14 protein-coding genes are annotated in these 16,391 nt (G+C 61.0%); 8 read left to right on the top strand and 6 right to left on the bottom strand.

What is annotated here, in order from left to right; all coding sequences use genetic code 11:
• The first annotated feature begins 212 nt into the window (after positions 1-212).
• The 6 genes from G3480_RS20735 to G3480_RS20710 all read left to right on the top strand — a co-directional run bounded on the left by G3480_RS20735 (position 213) and on the right by G3480_RS20710 (position 7,514).
• Positions 213-1,103 carry a class I SAM-dependent methyltransferase gene (locus G3480_RS20735; RefSeq protein ID WP_164655797.1) on the top strand — a complete coding sequence of 297 codons (891 nt, stop codon included), beginning with the start codon at positions 213-215 and terminating at the stop codon, positions 1,101-1,103.
• Positions 1,104-1,294: 191 nt separating this feature from the next.
• Positions 1,295-2,155 (top strand): 1,4-dihydroxy-2-naphthoyl-CoA synthase, encoded by an 861-nt coding sequence (gene menB / locus G3480_RS20730; protein ID WP_164655796.1) that lies wholly within the window; start codon positions 1,295-1,297, stop codon positions 2,153-2,155.
• 286 nt (positions 2,156-2,441) lie between these two features.
• Complete coding sequence (menA, locus tag G3480_RS20725) at positions 2,442-3,347, top strand: 1,4-dihydroxy-2-naphthoate octaprenyltransferase (protein ID WP_164655801.1); 906 nt, start codon at positions 2,442-2,444, stop codon at positions 3,345-3,347.
• The gene (gene menC, locus G3480_RS20720) at positions 3,344-4,411 is read left to right on the top strand and encodes an o-succinylbenzoate synthase (RefSeq protein ID WP_164655795.1); all 1,068 of its coding nucleotides are present in this window, start codon (positions 3,344-3,346) and stop codon (positions 4,409-4,411) included. The genes menA and menC overlap by 4 nt, the downstream gene beginning before the upstream one ends.
• A 48-nt stretch (positions 4,412-4,459) precedes the next feature.
• On the top strand, positions 4,460-6,040 hold the full coding sequence (locus G3480_RS20715; RefSeq protein ID WP_164655794.1) for a peptidoglycan D,D-transpeptidase FtsI family protein: 1,581 nt from the start codon (positions 4,460-4,462) through the stop codon (positions 6,038-6,040).
• Positions 6,041-6,089: 49 nt separating this feature from the next.
• Positions 6,090-7,514: an FtsW/RodA/SpoVE family cell cycle protein gene (locus tag G3480_RS20710; protein WP_164655793.1), complete on the top strand. Its 1,425-nt coding sequence runs from the start codon at positions 6,090-6,092 to the stop codon at positions 7,512-7,514.
• Between the two features lie 235 nt (positions 7,515-7,749).
• Here G3480_RS20710 and G3480_RS20705 read toward each other — a convergent pair whose 3' ends face one another.
• Together G3480_RS20705 and G3480_RS29595 are read right to left on the bottom strand one after the other, a co-directional pair.
• Positions 7,750-8,490 (bottom strand): polysaccharide deacetylase family protein, encoded by a 741-nt coding sequence (locus G3480_RS20705; RefSeq protein ID WP_164655792.1) that lies wholly within the window; start codon positions 8,488-8,490, stop codon positions 7,750-7,752.
• A 93-nt stretch (positions 8,491-8,583) separates the two neighbouring features.
• On the bottom strand, positions 8,584-8,724 hold the full coding sequence (locus tag G3480_RS29595) for a hypothetical protein (RefSeq protein ID WP_420824635.1): 141 nt from the start codon (positions 8,722-8,724) through the stop codon (positions 8,584-8,586).
• Positions 8,725-9,491: 767 nt separating this feature from the next.
• Here G3480_RS29595 and G3480_RS20700 point away from each other — a divergent pair.
• Together G3480_RS20700 and fghA are read left to right on the top strand one after the other, a co-directional pair.
• Positions 9,492-10,601, top strand: coding sequence for an S-(hydroxymethyl)glutathione dehydrogenase/class III alcohol dehydrogenase (locus G3480_RS20700; protein ID WP_164655791.1), 1,110 nt, complete (start codon positions 9,492-9,494; stop codon positions 10,599-10,601).
• A gap of 10 nt (positions 10,602-10,611) precedes the next feature.
• Positions 10,612-11,472, top strand: coding sequence for an S-formylglutathione hydrolase (fghA, locus tag G3480_RS20695; RefSeq protein WP_206171819.1), 861 nt, complete (start codon positions 10,612-10,614; stop codon positions 11,470-11,472).
• A gap of 1,362 nt (positions 11,473-12,834) precedes the next feature.
• Here the strand turns inward: fghA and G3480_RS20690 are convergent.
• From G3480_RS20690 to G3480_RS20675, 4 genes are all read right to left on the bottom strand, one after another.
• Positions 12,835-14,205, bottom strand: coding sequence for an alpha/beta hydrolase (locus tag G3480_RS20690; RefSeq protein WP_164655799.1), 1,371 nt, complete (start codon positions 14,203-14,205; stop codon positions 12,835-12,837).
• Positions 14,206-14,855: 650 nt separating this feature from the next.
• Entirely contained in the window at positions 14,856-15,476 is a 621-nt protein-coding gene (locus tag G3480_RS20685; RefSeq protein WP_338114190.1) for a LysE family translocator, read from the bottom strand.
• A gap of 72 nt (positions 15,477-15,548) precedes the next feature.
• Entirely contained in the window at positions 15,549-15,764 is a 216-nt protein-coding gene (locus G3480_RS20680) for a DUF2267 domain-containing protein (RefSeq protein ID WP_206171818.1), read from the bottom strand.
• A gap of 208 nt (positions 15,765-15,972) precedes the next feature.
• On the bottom strand, positions 15,973-16,194 hold the full coding sequence (locus G3480_RS20675; RefSeq protein ID WP_164655790.1) for a type II toxin-antitoxin system HicB family antitoxin: 222 nt from the start codon (positions 16,192-16,194) through the stop codon (positions 15,973-15,975).
• Positions 16,195-16,391: the final 197 nt, after the last annotated feature.

The raw sequence follows: 16,391 nt of genomic DNA, 5'->3' as shown, positions 1-16,391 counted from the left end.
CGTCCAGGCTTCAGGGGCGAACGGCTTCCCGGGCTCTCTTCATAAACTCCGTTTATCACTCCTCCTTATCAATCCCTGAGAACAGAACATACAAGGGGCGAATTCATTCGCCCTCCCGCCAGTGCCAAGGGCGACTAAAGTCGCCCCTTGTAGGTTTTTCAGACAGCCTCTAAGACTGCACCAAATCCTTGCCGGCAAAGGAGCCCCCTCTCATGTTAAGCATTGAGCGCTTGATTGAAGCAAGATGGCGATCACCCAAGACGGAGGCTCTGGAGCAGATCCGGAAGGCGGACTGGACATCCCATAACATTCCGCTCACGGCTCAGAGCGCGACGCTGCCCGGACCCGACCGCCCCCTGATCGGTGACGAGCCGCGCACCCGCGCCATCAGGCAGTGCATGGATCTGCTCTTGGGACCAGGCCCAGAGGATGGAGAAGGATACCGAGGCAGGCTGGTCGATCTCGGCTGTCTGGAAGGCGGCCTGTCCTTCGAGATGGCGCGAGCGGGATTCGACGTCCTCGGCGTCGAAGGACGGGAGTCGAACTACCAACGCTGCCAGCTGATCGAGCACTATTACGCGCTGCCGAACCTCAGATTCGAGCATCTGGACGTCAAGAACCTGAGCCCCGAGCGCCACGGCCGCTTCGATGCCGTGGTTTGCTGCGGCCTCTTCTATCACCTGGACGACCCGGTCGATTTCCTCCACCTGCTGGCGGCATTGACGCACGACCGCAGTGCCCTCTTTCTCGATACGCACATTGCCCCGCCGGACGACACATTGGATGAGTGCGTCTTCCGTGAGAGTCTCTCCGACTACGAAACCGTCCAGCATCACGGGGAGTCCTACTCGGGCCGGTGGTACGACGAGTATCCGGAAGGGGGGCATTCAGACGACGCCTGGGCCTCGGTGTCGAACTACAGATCCTTCTGGTTGACCAAGGATGCCTTGATCACAGCCCTGGAAGACGCCGGTTTTGGACTGGCGTATGAGCTTTACGGCACCCGCCCAGCGCGCGAAGAGGCGGACCTCAAGCGGAAATTCAGCCGCATCTACCTGATGGCAGTCAAGCGACCCTATTTCTCGAATCCCAAGACCACTTAGAAAGCGTCCATCAACAACTTCCCCCCTTTCGCAAAGGGGGGTAGGCGGGATTTCTGGCAGCATCGCTCGCATCGGGAAACAGTTGATGGACACTTTCTCAATCCCGAAACCATTTGATCCCAAGACCATTAAGCGCAACGCCTTTTGGGCACAGCCTTAGACCCAGTTGACTACAGTCGGAGCTAGCACGCATGCAGACCACACGGGAGGATTCCACCACCGGAGGCGAACCGATCCTTTGGGAAACGCCCGCGGATTGTGCCTACGGGGACATCCTCTACCAGCACGCCGAGCACATCGCCAAGATCACCATCAACCGGCCAGAGGTCCGCAATGCCTTTCGCCCCCAGACGGTGCGCGAGCTGATCGATGCCTTCCACCGGGCGCACATGGACCCCGAGATCGGCGTCATCATCCTCACGGGCGCCGGCGACCTGGCCTTCTGCTCCGGCGGCGATCAGCGGATCCGCGGGCACGAGGGCTATAAGGACGAGGCCGGCGTCGAGCACCTCAACGTGCTCGAACTGCAACGCCAGATCCGCACCCTGCCCAAGCCCGTGGTCGCCATGGTCGCCGGCTATGCCATCGGCGGCGGACATGTGCTACACCTCATCTGCGATCTCAGCATCGCCGCCGACAATGCCCGCTTCGGTCAAACTGGCCCCAAGGTTGGAAGCTTCGACGGCGGCTTCGGGGCGGGCCTCATGGCGCGCACCGTCGGCCTCAAGAAGGCCAAGGAGATCTGGTTTCTCTGCCGACAGTATGACGCGCAAGAGGCACTCGACATGGGTCTGGTCAACACAGTCGTACCGCTCGCCGAGCTGGAGACCGTCACCGTCGATTGGTGCAGGCGGATGAACCAGCTGTCGCCGACCGCCTTGCGCGTGCTCAAGTCCGCCTTCAACGCAGACACCGATGGACTCGCCGGCATCCAAGAGCTGGCAGGCAACGCCACCGCCCTCTTCTACACCACGGCCGAAGGGCAAGAGGGACGCGACGCCTTCGTCCAGAAGCGCGCCCCCGATTTCCAGAAGTTCCCACGGCGCCCCTGACCACTAGGCTGCCGCGCCCCTGGCAGGCCAGCCTCAAATGGACAGACTTCACAGGATATTGCAGGATGCAACCTAGAAGCGCGCGAAGCCCCGATCCCTGACACCTGCCAACTGCTAACTGCCAACTGACAACTGCTAACTGCTAACTGCTAACTGACACCTGCCAACTGACAACTGACAACTGACAACTGACAACTGCCAACTGACAACTGCCAACTGCCAACTGACAACTGACAACCGCCAACTAAAAAAAGTCCGCAGCATGACCGAAGCCCAAGAGATCACGATGCCCGAACCCGTGCCGCAGGTCCCAACCTTGGCCGCGCGCTGGGTCGCGGCGGCGCGCCCCAAGACGCTGCCCTTGACGCTGACGCCGGTGATCGCGGGGATTGCCCTTGCCGTCGCCGAGACCGGCGCGCTGTCCATCTGGGCCGCACTCTGCACCCTGGTCGCCGCCGTGGCCATTCAGATCGGGACCAACCTCCACAATGATGCGGCAGACTTCGAGCGCGGCACGGACACCGAGGATCGCGTGGGACCGCCGCGCGCCACGGCGCAAGGCTGGCTGACGGCACGGCAGGTCAAGCTGGCCGCCCACCTCATGTTCGCACTCGCCTTCGTGCTCGGATTGGCGCTGCTCACGCGCGGCGGCCTCCCCATCCTGGTGGTCGGGCTTGCGTCGCTCGCCGCCGGCTATGCCTACACCAGCGGCCCGCGACCCATCGCCTACGGCCCCTTCGGCGAACTCTATGTCTTAGCCTTCTTCGGCCTGGCCGCCGTCGGCGGGACCTATTACCTGCAGACCCTGTCATTCGGCTGGACACCCTTGCTGACGGGCCTGGCATTGGGGCTGCCTGCCGCAGCCGTGCTGCTGATCAACAATTACCGGGATTTAGAGACGGACGAAGCCGGCGGCCGCGCGACACTGTGCCACTCTCTCGGCCGCCCTCGCGCCAGATATGTCTATACCCTGCTGCTCGTCGCGCCCGTTGCCATCCTCATGCTGACGGACCTCCCCGGCGCCCGCTGGCCCTTGCTGGCCGCGCTGCCGTTCGCCGGCTTGCTCAGCATCCGGCTCTTTCGTGGCGCGCTCGGCACGGCGCTCAATCAACAACTGGCGCGAACCGCTCAGTATCAGGCCGTGTTGGTCGCCTTGATGATCCTCGGCTTCGCCATCCACTCTACGCCATGAGCGAGCAACTCCTCATCCACCCCTATGATCTCCCGCTCCGACGTCCTTGGGAGAGCGCTAAGGGCCGGTTCGCGCGGCGTTACGGATTCATGATCGAGGTCCGCTCAGAGAGCCTGCGCGGCTTCGGCGACTGCGCGCCGCTCCCAGAAGCCGGCACGGAAACCCTGGAGCAGGCGGAGCAGCAGCTGCCCGAACTCCAGGAAAGACTCAGGGGCACCAAACCGGAAAGTCTGATGGAGGAGATTGGATCGGAGCTGGACGCCCTGCCCGCGACGCGCTTCGCGCTGGAGTGTGCCTTGCTCGACCTGATCAGCAAGCGCGCCCGTGTGTCGCTCCGACGCCATCTGTCGGCCGCCGCGCGAGACCGCCTCCCCGTCAACATCGCGGCCGGCCCGCTCGCGTCGGTGACCGCTGAGGCGGCCCGGGAATACTACGACCAAGGCTTCCACGTCTTGAAGATCAAGGTCGGTATCGAGGACCCCGCGATCGAACTCGAACGGCTCGCGGAACTGTTCGAGCTGATCCCGCCCGACCTCGGTCTCAGACTCGATGCCAATGGCGCCTGGAGCTTCGACCAGGCCAAGTCCATGGTCGACGCCCTTGCGCGCTTGCCCATCGAGTCGCTCGAGGAGCCCTTGCGCGAGCCCACGTCCGAGCAGCTCGCCGAACTCCAGTCCGGCATCCCCTTCCCGCTTGCCAGGGATGAGTCCCTGCGAAGACGACTCGACGCCGAGACCGACATGACGAGCCTCGGCGTGCGCCGTCTGGTGCTCAAGCCGGCCGTCCTTGGCGGCCTACAACGCACCTTGGACGTCGCGCGCGCGGCGACGGATGCCGGCATGGAGGTGGTCATCACCAGCCTGATCGAGACCGCCGCGGGGCTATGGCCAACGGCCCAGCTCGCCGCGGCAACCCGCAGCTCGATCCCGCACGGGCTGTCCACCTCCGACTGGCTCGCTCAGGATCTCGGCTCCGCGCCAGTGCTGAAGGACGGCTTCATCCAGCTGCCCCTGTGCGCCGGTTCGGGCTTTACCCCAACGCCTGACGCCAAGACCAGCCTTTGAGCGAAACGGCTTGCGACTGGGCATCAAGGGCGCGACCTGCTCGCTGAGATGACGCTCCCGCTCGACCCCAGCCTTTGGTCAGCCGTGCGACTGGTGCTCCACGTCGCCTTCTTTCTCGCCGTCTTCTTTCTCCTCAAGGAGCTGGTCGGACTGCGCGACCTGGCACGGCTGCGCAATCTGCCCAAGCCCAAGGGGAGATTCCGTGTCGCCTTCGTCCTGCTGACCCTGCTGTTCGGAGGACTCCTCATCTACCAGGCGACTTGGCAGCTCACCGGCGTCTACCGGCCAGAATTCATCAGCTTCATGCAGCTGCATGATCGCCGCGGCTTCAATCCGGCACACCGGATCCAGCGCGGGCGCATCCTGGACCGCAAGGGTGAGGCGCTCGCCTACACGCGGGAGCGCAACGGGCAGGTCGAGCGCATCTACCCGGATGGGCCGATCTTTGCGCCAGTCGTCGGCTACACCCAGCCCAGATTCGGCGCGACCGGCATGGAGGCGGTTGCCAGCGTTCATCTCAACGGCGGGGAGCCGACCAGTCTCGACGACTGGGGCGAGCTAGGACGCCAGATCGTGGCAGGGGACAAACGCCCCAAGGGCAAGGACCTGGTGCTCACCTTGGATGCGGAACTGCAGCGGCTGGCCATCGAGCGGTTGGGCGACAATCGCGGTGCCGTGGTGCTGCTGAGCCCGCAAGACGGCGCTGTGCGCGTCTTGGCAAGCCAGCCCGCCTATGATCCGAACCACATCGATTCCGCACTCTTTCTCAAGCGCGGTCCGAGCGCCCCCCTGCTCAACCGGGCGACCCAGGGACTCTATCCGCCCGGGTCGACCTTCAAGATCGCCGTCGCCGCCATGGCCATCGAGCAAGGCTTCCAGGGCACGCTGGACTGCCCGGCAGAAGGCTTCACGACCTCCTCCGCCTACCGCCGGATTCGCGATCACGAATACTACAGCGCACGTCAGCACGGCGAGGTCTGGCGCGGCTACGGCCGCATCGGACTCGCCAAGGCATTCAGCAAGTCGTCCAATGTCTTCTTTGCGCAGCTCGGCGCCGGCTATGGCCATGACACCTTCTACGCCATGACCGATAGGATGCTGCTGAATCGCAACATCACGCTGCACGAGACCCCCTATGGACGCTTCAGCCTGCGCACCGGCGAGTTGGCCCGCATCGCGGATTCGGACAAGTATGGGCTGGCGCAGCTGTCCATCGGTCAGGGACGCATTCTCGTCACCCCGGCCTACATGGCCTTGCTGGCCGCCTCGGTCGCCAATCAAGGCATCGCCGTCAGACCCCGCCTCATCGACGCGGCATCCAGCGCGCCGCTCGGGCGCTTCATGTCCGCTGCGACGGCACGCCAGCTTGCGTCAATGATGCGCAGCGTGGTGACTGAGGGCACCGCTCGCGGCATCAATGATCCCCGACTCGCCATCTCCGGCAAGACAGGCACCGCAGAGAACCCGCAAGGCGACCCGCATAGTTGGTTCGTCGGCTTCGCGCCAGCCGAGCGCCCTCAGCTCGCCGTGGCCGTCTTGGTCGAACAAGGCGGTTACGGCTCCGCCGTGGCCGCACCCATCGCGCGCGATCTGCTGATCCGCGCCCAAGAGATGGGTCTCATTCGATGACCCCAAAGCACCTGGCTCAGGCCAGTCGAGTCTTGAGAGCAATCGACCCATGAGCGTGAAAGGCAAGGCGCCCAGCCGTCCCACGACCCTAAGCGAGGCTTGGGCATTGCGCTGGCCGGAGCGACATCTGCTGACGATCTGCGCGCTCGCCATCAGCCTCGGCTTCATGATGGTGCTCGGATCGGGCTACGCGGAAGGGCAGCCCTTCAAGGTCATGGACCTGGCACCCTTCGCAATCTATGGGGCCTGCTTGGCCGTGATGCACATCACCCTCGTCGCCGCCCGTTTCCACGGCGACCAGATCCTCTTGAGCAGCCTGGCCTTCCTCGCCGGCTTCGGACTGCTCGCGCAATATCGGATGGGGACACTGGACCTCTCCGATCCGACCAGCGCCAGCCTCTATCTCTTTCCTGGCAGCATCGCCCTGATGCTGGCCGTCTGCCTTGCGCTCATGCGCGGCCGCTATGAGCGCCTCAAAGACGGACTCTGGATCTGGGCCGGACTCTCCCTACTGCTGGTCGCCGCCCTGCTCGCGCTTGGGCAGCGATACCGTGGCGGGGTCTATGGCGCCGGACTCATCACCCCGACCGAGTTCCTCAAGGTCACCGTCGTGCTCTTTCTCGCAAGCTTCGTCGACCGCAATGCCAAACCGCTCGCGAACTGGGGCAAGGGCTTTCCCCGACCACCGTTAAAGGCACTGCTGCCGCTTGGCGTCTTTTGGGCGGGGCTGACCGCCCTGCTCTTGCTGCAGCGCGATCTGGGCATGTTCGTCATCCTCAGCGTCACCTTGCTGGTCATGCTCTTGGTGGGCACCCAGCGGCTTGGCTACATGGTCCTCGGCGGCTTAGCGGCAACCGCCGCTGGCTATCTGATGCTCAGCCTTTTCTCGCACGGCCAGCGACGCATCCAAGCCTGGCTCATGCCCTTCGAGGATCCTACGGGCAATAGCTGGCAAATCCTCCAAGGACTCACGGGGATGTACTCAGGCGGGCTCTGGGGCGAGGGCTTCGGCGAGGGCAATCCAGAATACACGCCCATCGCACAGTCGGACTTCATCTACTCGGTCATCGGCGAAGAGCTGGGCTTCGTCGGCTGCACCTTGATCGTGATCTTCTTCCTCATCTTCTTCAGCCGCGGACTCGGCATCGCCGACCAGACGCGCTCCAACTTCGGCCGCCTCGTCTGTATCGGGCTGACCACCGTGCTCGCCACCCAGACCTTCCTCAACCTCGGCGGCGTGACAAAATTCATCCCGCTGACGGGGATCACACTGCCCTTCATCAGTCACGGCGGCAGCAGCCTCGTCACCAGCTTCATCAGCCTAGGGCTGCTGCTTGCGATCTCCGAAGGACCCGCGAAGACGCAAGGAGCCGGCACGCGCAAAAAGACAGCAACCCGCCCCGAGAGCGGGGATACAAAACAGAAGCGCCCAGCCAGCAAAAAGAAACCCACGGCCAAAGCCAAAGCCGAGTAGGCACCGCTTCGGCTAGCGGCAGCCAGTGGAAGGTCAGCGCGCAACAAGAATGACCGCCGGGCAGCATCATTGGCTCGGTGTGCAGTTTCGTCTCAGCTCTGGGCCGTCTGGGCCTCCCCTTGGAGGCTGTCCTCAATGCGGTTGGAGCTGGCCCTTGCCGGGCCGCACTGTCCTCGGAAGGGCAGCTGCTTCCCGGAACTGCCTAACGATCGGCTTCGCGTTCGCTCACTTCAACCTACAGGGACTGATCCTGTTTCCCGGATGGAAGGGTGGAGGGCTGCGACAATTGACCAAAGATTCTTTCAAACACATCTTTAGAAGAGACAGCATTCCCCTTCCACTTCTCAAGCGCGACATACTGGCGCATTCTCAGCGCACTCTTAATTCCCTCGATCCCATCGGAATAATAATTCAGCGGCATCCTGACGACCTCGGGCTCTGGCTTGTCCATCTCTTGCCCCAATAACTGCAACGCTTCTAAAGGATTGGACTTGAGCTGGTCAAGCAAATGATCGGGACTCAACCGAACTTCTTCCTTGAAAAAATGTTTAAAGTCGACTTGATATTCAGTAGCGCTGAGTAGTCTATTGACCACGGAAAATTCGGTCATCTCGGCGATCTTACGTCCTAAGAGCCGATCAAAAAAAGTGATAGCATGGATTGCCCGCTCGATGGAACGGACATCCAAATACATTTCCGCTGGCGGACGAAAATAGAAACTGCCGATAATGATCGGCCTGAGCTTCTTCGGGATTTCGGCGTAGCCCTTATCGAATTCCAGTTTTTTGGCTTCTCCCTCGAACAGCCACGTCCAACGTTTTCTCACGAGATCGCTCTGCATACACTTGAGCGATCTAAATTTCTTGTTCACCGCATTCTTATCAGGCACATTGAAGTAAATCCTGACCGGTTGCGACAGCTCACCCGTCACGGTGGCTAGCAATTGGGTTCGCGCTTCGTTCGGATGCTTTAACATTCGATATTCTCACATTGAGTGCAACGGAATGTATTGAGTGCAACGGAATGCCGGATGACGCCGCATGGCACAGCGGACATGATGAGCCGTCGGTCAGCTTGGCCACAGCAGCTTTGACATCAGCAGAATGCTCACCACGCAGCCGAGGCTGGTCGCCAACACCAGCTTCGAGGCCAACTCGGCATCGCATCCGTAGCGGCGAGCCAACACAACAGAGAGCAGTGCAGATGGCATCGCGGCGGGCCTTGATCATCGTCTCGGCCGATCGCTTGTGCCTATCTGTAGTCAGGGCTTCTAGCCCTGAGATCGTCAGGCCAAGATGGCCTGACTACAGAGTCAGCTTTGCAGCCGGCCGGAACGATGTTCAAGACCTCGAGCCGCACCGACGTCAAGGGAAATGCGAGACTTGGGAGCCAGACCAGGACAGGCGTGATAAGGCCGACACCAAGGGCGATCAAGAGCATGGCGCGCAGTTCCGGTGACAGTTTACCGAAGTCCGCTCCAGTAACTCGAGGAGATCCCGGATGTGAGAGTCCCGTTGCAGAGGCTCGGGTCCAGGCTTCTATCGCTTGAGAGGCCGCTTGAAGCGTTGCCCCAGAGCTTCGACAAAGGAATCCGGACAAAGCGGACGGGCCGGTTGCTGGCATGGGCGTGCAGCAAATCGCCTATAAAGCGATTCCAGTCAGAGATCCGCTTCAGACGCAGAGCGACCCTCAGGAGCCCATCGTCCGCTCCGCACCGCCAAGATCACGGGCCTGTCCAACAACTGGCTTGTCCAACAAAGAGTTCAGATCGTCGCTCGCTTCGCGCGAACGCTCTAACCTTGTCCGCTAGGCTATTGCTTCTTGCCTTCATCGGAATGCCACGATGCGAGACCTGACCCCACTCCGATGCTCTGGATACCGTCCAACCGCTGGATCTAGGATACTCTGGAGTGCCTGCAGTAGATCAGAGCGCCATATCGCTCGATCTGTACCACCACCATCACCCCGGAGATGCCCATGAAAGCCAGAGCCGCCGTCGCCTGGGAGCCCATGAAGCCCCTGTCCATCGAAGAGATCGACGTCGAAGGCCCAAAGGCGGGCGAGGTCCTGCTGAAGGTCGTCGCCTCCGGGGTCTGCCACACCGATGCCTTCACGCTGTCCGGCCAGGATCCGGAGGGCGCCTTTCCCTGCGTGCTCGGCCATGAGGGCGGCTGCGAGGTGCTGGAATGCGGACCGGGCGTCACGAGTCTGAAGCCGGGCGACCACGTCATCCCGCTCTACATCCCGGAGTGCGGTGAGTGCGACTACTGCCACTCCCCCAAGACCAATCTCTGCCAGTCCATCGCCTCGACGGTCTGGACGGGCTACATGCCGGACGGCACCCGCCGCTTCTCCCAGAACGGCAAGCCGATCTTCCACTACATGGGCTGCTCGACCTTCTCCGAATACACGGTGGTTCCGGAGATCGCGCTCGCCAAGATCAACCCGGCGGCGCCGCTGGACAAGGTCTGCCTGCTCGGCTGCGGCATCACCACCGGCATCGGTGCGGTGCTGAACACGGCCAAGGTTGAGCCAGGCTCGACGGTCGCCGTCTTCGGTCTCGGCGGCATCGGTCTGTCGGTCGTGCAGGGCGCGGTGATGGCCAAGGCGGCGCGCATCATCGCCATCGACATGAATCCGGACAAGTTCGAGATGGCGCGACAACTGGGCGCCACCGACTGCATCAACCCGAGGGATCTGACCGGCAGCGTCACCGAAGCCATCGTCGAGATGACCCAGGGCGGCGTCGACTATTCCTTCGAGTGCATCGGCAATGTGGACGTGATGCGCGAGGCCCTGGAATGCTGCCATATGGGCTGGGGGGTCTCGACCATCATCGGCGTGGCCGGCGCCGGGCAGGAGATCCGCACCCGACCCTTCCAACTGGTGACCGGGCGCACCTGGAAGGGCACAGCCTTTGGCGGCGTGAAGGGCCGCAGCCAACTGCCAGGCTATGTCGATCGCTACCTGGCGGGTGAGATCGAGGTGGACCGGATGGTAACCCACAGGATGCCGCTGGAGGACATCAACCGCGCCTTCGATCTGATGCACAGCGGCGAGAGCATTCGCTCCGTCATCGTTTTTTGAGGAGATTGACATGGAACGGATCGAACGGATCGAACGGATCGAACGCATCCGCGAATTCGGCGGCTGGCTGGACCGCTACAGGCACGACTCCGACAGCTGCCACTGCTCGATGACCTTCTCGGTCTATCTGCCGCCACGGGCCGAATCCGCGCCGGTGCCCGCCGTCTACTTTCTCTCCGGTCTGACCTGCACCGACGACAATGTCCGGGTCAAGGCCGGCGCCCAGCGCTACGCCGCCGACTTGGGGCTGGCGCTGGTGATGCCGGATACCAGCCCGCGCGGAGACGGCGTCGCCGACGCACCCGAACGTTACGATCTGGGGCAAGGCGCCGGTTTCTACGTCAACGCCACCCGTCAGCCCTGGGCGGCACACTATCGGATGTACGACTACGTGAACCAGGAACTGCCCGCCCTGGTGGAACGCGAGCTGCCGCTCATCCCCGGACGGCGATCCATCACCGGGCACTCCATGGGCGGCCACGGCGCCTTGATCAGCGCATTGAGGAATCCTGGCCTCTACCGCTCGGTCTCGGCCTTCGCACCCATCTGCAACCCGGTCGAATGCGGCTGGGGCCGAGGTTGCCTCGGGGCCTATCTGGGCGACGACACCGCGTCCTGGAAGGAGTGGGATGCGACCGAGTTGATCCGCGCGGGCGCGCAACCGATCCCGCTCCTGATCGACCAGGGTGTGGACGACGAATTTCTCCGCGACGGACAACTCAGGCCCGAAACACTATCGCGCGCCTGTGAAGAGCACGACTTCCCCCTAACCCTGAGGATGCATCCCGGCTACGATCACAGCTATCACTTCATCGCCACCTTCATCGGTGAGCATCTGGCCTACCACGCACGCGCCCTGGCGAAAGCCTAATCAGCACAACCATTTCCGACTCGAGCCCCGCGCCTCCAGGCCCGGTGAGAGATTACCTAATCCCGCGCCGGTCGCCGGAAGCGGTCCCTGGTGTGAGCGTCCCGTTGCAGAGGATTGGGTCCAGGCTTCTGTCGCTTGAGAGGCCGCTAGAGACGTTGCTGCAGAGGTTCAACAAAGCCCCCCGGCCGAGCGGGCGGCCAGTGCTGACAAAGGCGTACAGCGCATCGCCGACGTCCGAGGCGTCAGACTCGCCGATGAAGCCATTCCACTCAGAAATCAGCTTCAGAACGGACCGACCCTCACGCGCCCATCGTCCGCCCCGCACCGCCGCGATCACGGGCTTGTCCGACAAAGGGGGCTTGTCCAACAACGGGGGCTTGTCCAACAAAGGTTTCATCAGATCGTCGCTCGCTTCGTTAGTCTATTCCCATGTTGCCTTCATCGGAATGCTAGGAGCCTGTCCGACTTGGGGGGTTCGAAGCGAGGAAGTGGGAGAGCGAGGCCATTTCGTTCCGGTTTTGAGGCGCATCGTGGTTCTATGTAACGAAAAAGCGGGGCGAAAGGGACCCTTCTCCCGATTCCGCAGCCGATTCATCCTAAGTCGGACAGGCTCCTAGGATACGAGACCTGCCCTTCCCTGCATGAATCCCTTTTTGCGATAGCGTCCAAGGACGCCTTGCGCTCAGTATCGCGGCGTATTCATTGGATCATCGGAAATTCTCTCGAACTCTTCTTCTCCGAAAAAGTCCCGACATTCCGCACAATCCTGCCATTTACCGTGGTGTTTCTCATTATAATGAAAGTGGCAAATGCTATAGCTTTCATGCTCGAATTGGCAATAACCTCCTCCACGATGAGAGAAGTAAGCCGTATCACAACAGATCCATTGCTCGCAACAGGGAGTTTTTACCAGTGGAGCGCTGTCATCACCGCAGAAACGACAGTGCTCTCCAGGAATCGGTTTGGCCTTCATCCGATTGTAAGTCATAGCAACCTCTCTTACTGATCTCGCCGCGTCTTCACAAAGCCAGCCTGCTTTCCTTGTCGTTTCATGGCCATACAAGAGGATCATGATATCAACAAGCTCGCGATCACGCGAAGTGAGTCGATACGCACGTCGACGACGCACCGACTCTAGACAACGCGCCCCCGCGCTCGTTGACTGCGCTGGAAGTCTGTCCCCGGAGCACGAACACGAACAGCGGCTTGGCAAGGGCTCAGCGATGAGCACCTACAATAAGATGAAAAATCGGCGTGACCAATGGAGAAGGAAAAGGTTTAGCGAAACAGCGATACGCAGGACGAGGCGGCTCAGGCTCAAGAGCCGCCTCGTGTCACTCGGATGAAGAAAAGATGGGACGTCTATCGTCCATTGTCCCCGTCGACCGGAAACTCCCAGGTTACCCGTCCAGTCTTGACCAGCTCCCGCCCCGGCTCCCCCAACTGCTTGTCGTAGCGGACCAATTCGATCAGATCGGAGCTGACCTGAGGATTGGTGGTGAAGTAGGAGTGGCCGAATAGGTCCGTGCGCTTGCCCTTGTAGGAGATTAGATCGATGCGCCCGACCGTCTCGAAGTAGCGCTGGGCCTTGTCCGGAATATCCTCGGGACGGAGTTGTCCGACCCGGTTGCGACTACGGAACAGGATCCGGGAGACCAGCAGGGCGCGATCCTCCGGCGAGGCATAGATGGTCAAGCGACCCTGAAGCACGCGCGGCAGCCGCCCCTCCGGCCAGACCGTCATCAGCTCCGGATCGGAGAGGAAGCCTGTGATCTCCTGACCGGCGATGTCCACGTCGATGTCAGGCGAGAGCAGCACCAGGTTGTCGATCTTGTAGAGGTCCACCGGTTCCTTGCCGGCGGCGATGGCCTCGCGCACCAACTCGCTCACCGCCCGCAAGGTCAGAGCCGTGCCGCGACTGTGGGCAAGCAGCTGCAACCGCTCGACCCCGGGGGTGCTCGCGAGCGTGCGGATGGCCTTCTTGAGATGCGCAACGGCGTAGTCGGCGGACTCCGTGGTGGTGGTGTAGGAGATCAGGAAATTACCTGTGGTCGAGGCCGGCCATGTGAAGAAGGCGCAGACCTCCTCGCGACCGAGGAAGTGGCACAACTCCGCAGCGGTATAGGCGGCGGTGGCGAAGGTCTCGTTGAAGCCATGGACGTAGAGCATGACCTCTTTCTTCGGGGACTGCGCAAGCCTGCGCTCGACCTCGGCCTGGAGGTCGGCCTTGGCTGCAAAGTGGCGCGCGAGTTCGGCACGGTCGCGCAGGGTCCTTCCGTTCGGACCCTTGGAGACCTGGTAGGGCTCATCCGGAAAGGCGCCCAATTCGCGCACCTGACCCAGTTCCAGATTGACCTCACGGGTGCGCTCGGCGAGCTGGCTCTGCGCACGCAGCGTACTCCAGTCTAGCGCCGGCACCATCCGCACCTGGGCGGAGCCGAAGGCGATATGCTTGGCACGCTCTTGGCCGTAGGGCAACGGCGACGCGTCCTTGGCGTGCTCCTCGAGTTCCGCGGGTGTGGGCGGGGCGCGGTCGGTGATGAAGAGCAGATCCAGGTCAGGGCTTTGTCCCCTTCTATGGCTGGCCTCCACGGCAGGATCGAACACTGGCTGCCCGTCCGGCAGCTGGTACAGGGTCGGGGTCGGCATCAGTTGACGCGCGCTGGTGGCGCAGCCGCCGATCAGAAGGGCAGCCAGGATCGCGGCACCAGCCTTGATGCAACGCCGTTGCATGGCCGTCGGAGAAGGGTCGGCGCGACAGCCGGCGAGCCGGTCAAACATCGGAATGGCGTTCATGCGGATTCACTCCCGGGTCATCGGAGTCAGGTTCGATGGATTTCGCTTACGGATGCCAGTGCCTCTCGGACCTTCCCCGGCTCCGGGTCTTTCGGGGGCCTGGATCGGCAGCAGCAGCGCCTGAATGCGCAGGATCATGGTACGCACCCGGCCGACGGTGTCGATGGCGTGCAGCCCGAGCCAGCGCCAGGTGCCGATATCGGGTTCTTGCAGCGCGGAGGACGTCGCAACCGGCAGGCGTCGTTGTCTTCACTTTTCGTGCACTTCACAGGCCTGATCCCATCAACCAAGCTCAAGCGGACGCCGTCCTTGCGGGTTTCTGCTTCGTAGGGCGCAATAGCGCAGCGTCTTGCGCCGAAAGGACATTGGCACAGATCCATCAGATTCCTGGCGCAAAGAAGCCGATCGACGCGTGAAGGACATGCAGCGTGCCTTGTGTCTTGGGGTGAGCAGCCTCTCAACCATGCGGCGCAATAGGCTATCGCAATTAAGCCTTACCCGGGCCGAGCTACGCGCCCAGTATAGGGCCGGTTTGCGGTGCGTCTGACATCGTCGCTGGCTTCGTTCGGACGAACTAACCTCATTCGTTAGGCCGTGACAATTAAGGAGCCTCCCGCCCCAACCATCAGACCACCCGCAGCTTTCCTTGCTGCAACCTCCATATTGCTGTTCTCGGCAAAGGCCGCCACTCTACTTGAAAATATGACATATACACATTTAACGCCACCGACGCCGAGTATCGTTATGAACACAACAGCAAGGGCTTCAGATGTTCTGATATCGGACAAATCAATAAATATCGGAAACAAGCTTGCATACAACATAATGGCTTTAATATCGCCAAGGGTCAGAAGAAAGCCTGCAACAAAACTAGCAGTCAAACTACTGTTCTTGCTGGATTTACTCACTCTAACTCTTGCTGAACTCTTCACTATTAACAACGAAAACCCAAGCCACAGAAGATACAAGCCCCCTAAAACCTTTATAACGAAAAATAGGCCACCCATTGTTTCAGCAGCTGCAGATAGACCAAAGAGAGCGAGAGCGACAAAAACCAAATCTCCAAGAACAATACCAAGGGATACGGCAAGACCATTCACAACACCCAAGGCAGCAGAACGTGCAACAACAAGTGCCACACTTGCACTTGGGATTGCTGCTAGCGCAGCAATAATTCCAAAAATGGTCATTAATTCAATGATGCTCACTTATTAACAGCCCAACGCGTCAATCCAGCAGAGAAAAGAGCCTATAGAGTAAAGAACAACACCTTTTTGTCATCAACAAGCAAACACTTTGCGAGACAACCTCTTGCATGAGCAATCATGGCTTCCAAACTCAACGGCACCCTCCGGTCGTTGTGCAAGCAATTTATCAAAGGCTTCTTCATCCACATGCCGCCGCAATGCTCTGGCAACGTCTTGAATCGCTGTTTCGGTTGAAAAATTGTGTTTTTCACGTAGCGATTTGACCTCTTCTTTCTCGGCGTTGATCATCGAACCGTCCAGTCGGTTGAGTCGTCACCGTGAATCCTTCAAGGCAAAGCGACGTGGGAGCGGCGCCCCGCCGCGATCGCGCGACCGTCGCGGCAGGGCGCCGCTCCCACCGGTCGTGCGCTTGGACCAAACGATGATCGAGGCCCCTTTCTCGAACCCCTGCTTTTCGAGGATTCCACAGATTTCCTTTCCCGAGAAAACCTTCAGCTTAACCAACTGTTACCTCTAATTGAGTTATATAGACTTCCCTGTGTAGTCGTGTGCCGATCTGGTGTTCTGACGCCGCTTCAAAAAATAATTCGAGAGCGTCTCTAAGATTATCCCTTGCCTCAGCAATAGAATCTCCCTGGCTAGCCACATCTACTTCCGGGCACAAAGCGACATAGCCATCATCTTCCTTTTCAATGATCGCTGTTAGCAGTCTGTTCATGTGTTACCTCTTTGGGGTTCTTCTATATTCGCTCAACGGCCAAGATAAGCCATCCCGCGCGCGGCACGACGATTGAGATCCGGCACGGCGCGGACCGCGCGGGGTCGGCTTGAGCGCCGTGTTGGACGAAGCCGCTGCGCGGAGAAAGTCCATGCGGCGGCGTGGCGCTTAGAATGTAACCTCATGCCCTCGGTTAC

This window comes from Thiorhodococcus mannitoliphagus (assembly GCF_010915725.1).
Classification (GTDB): Bacteria; Pseudomonadota; Gammaproteobacteria; order Chromatiales; family Chromatiaceae; genus Thiorhodococcus; species Thiorhodococcus mannitoliphagus.
The sequence above is the reverse complement of the archived record's forward strand: the minus strand, read 5'-3'. Positions and strand labels throughout refer to the sequence as shown.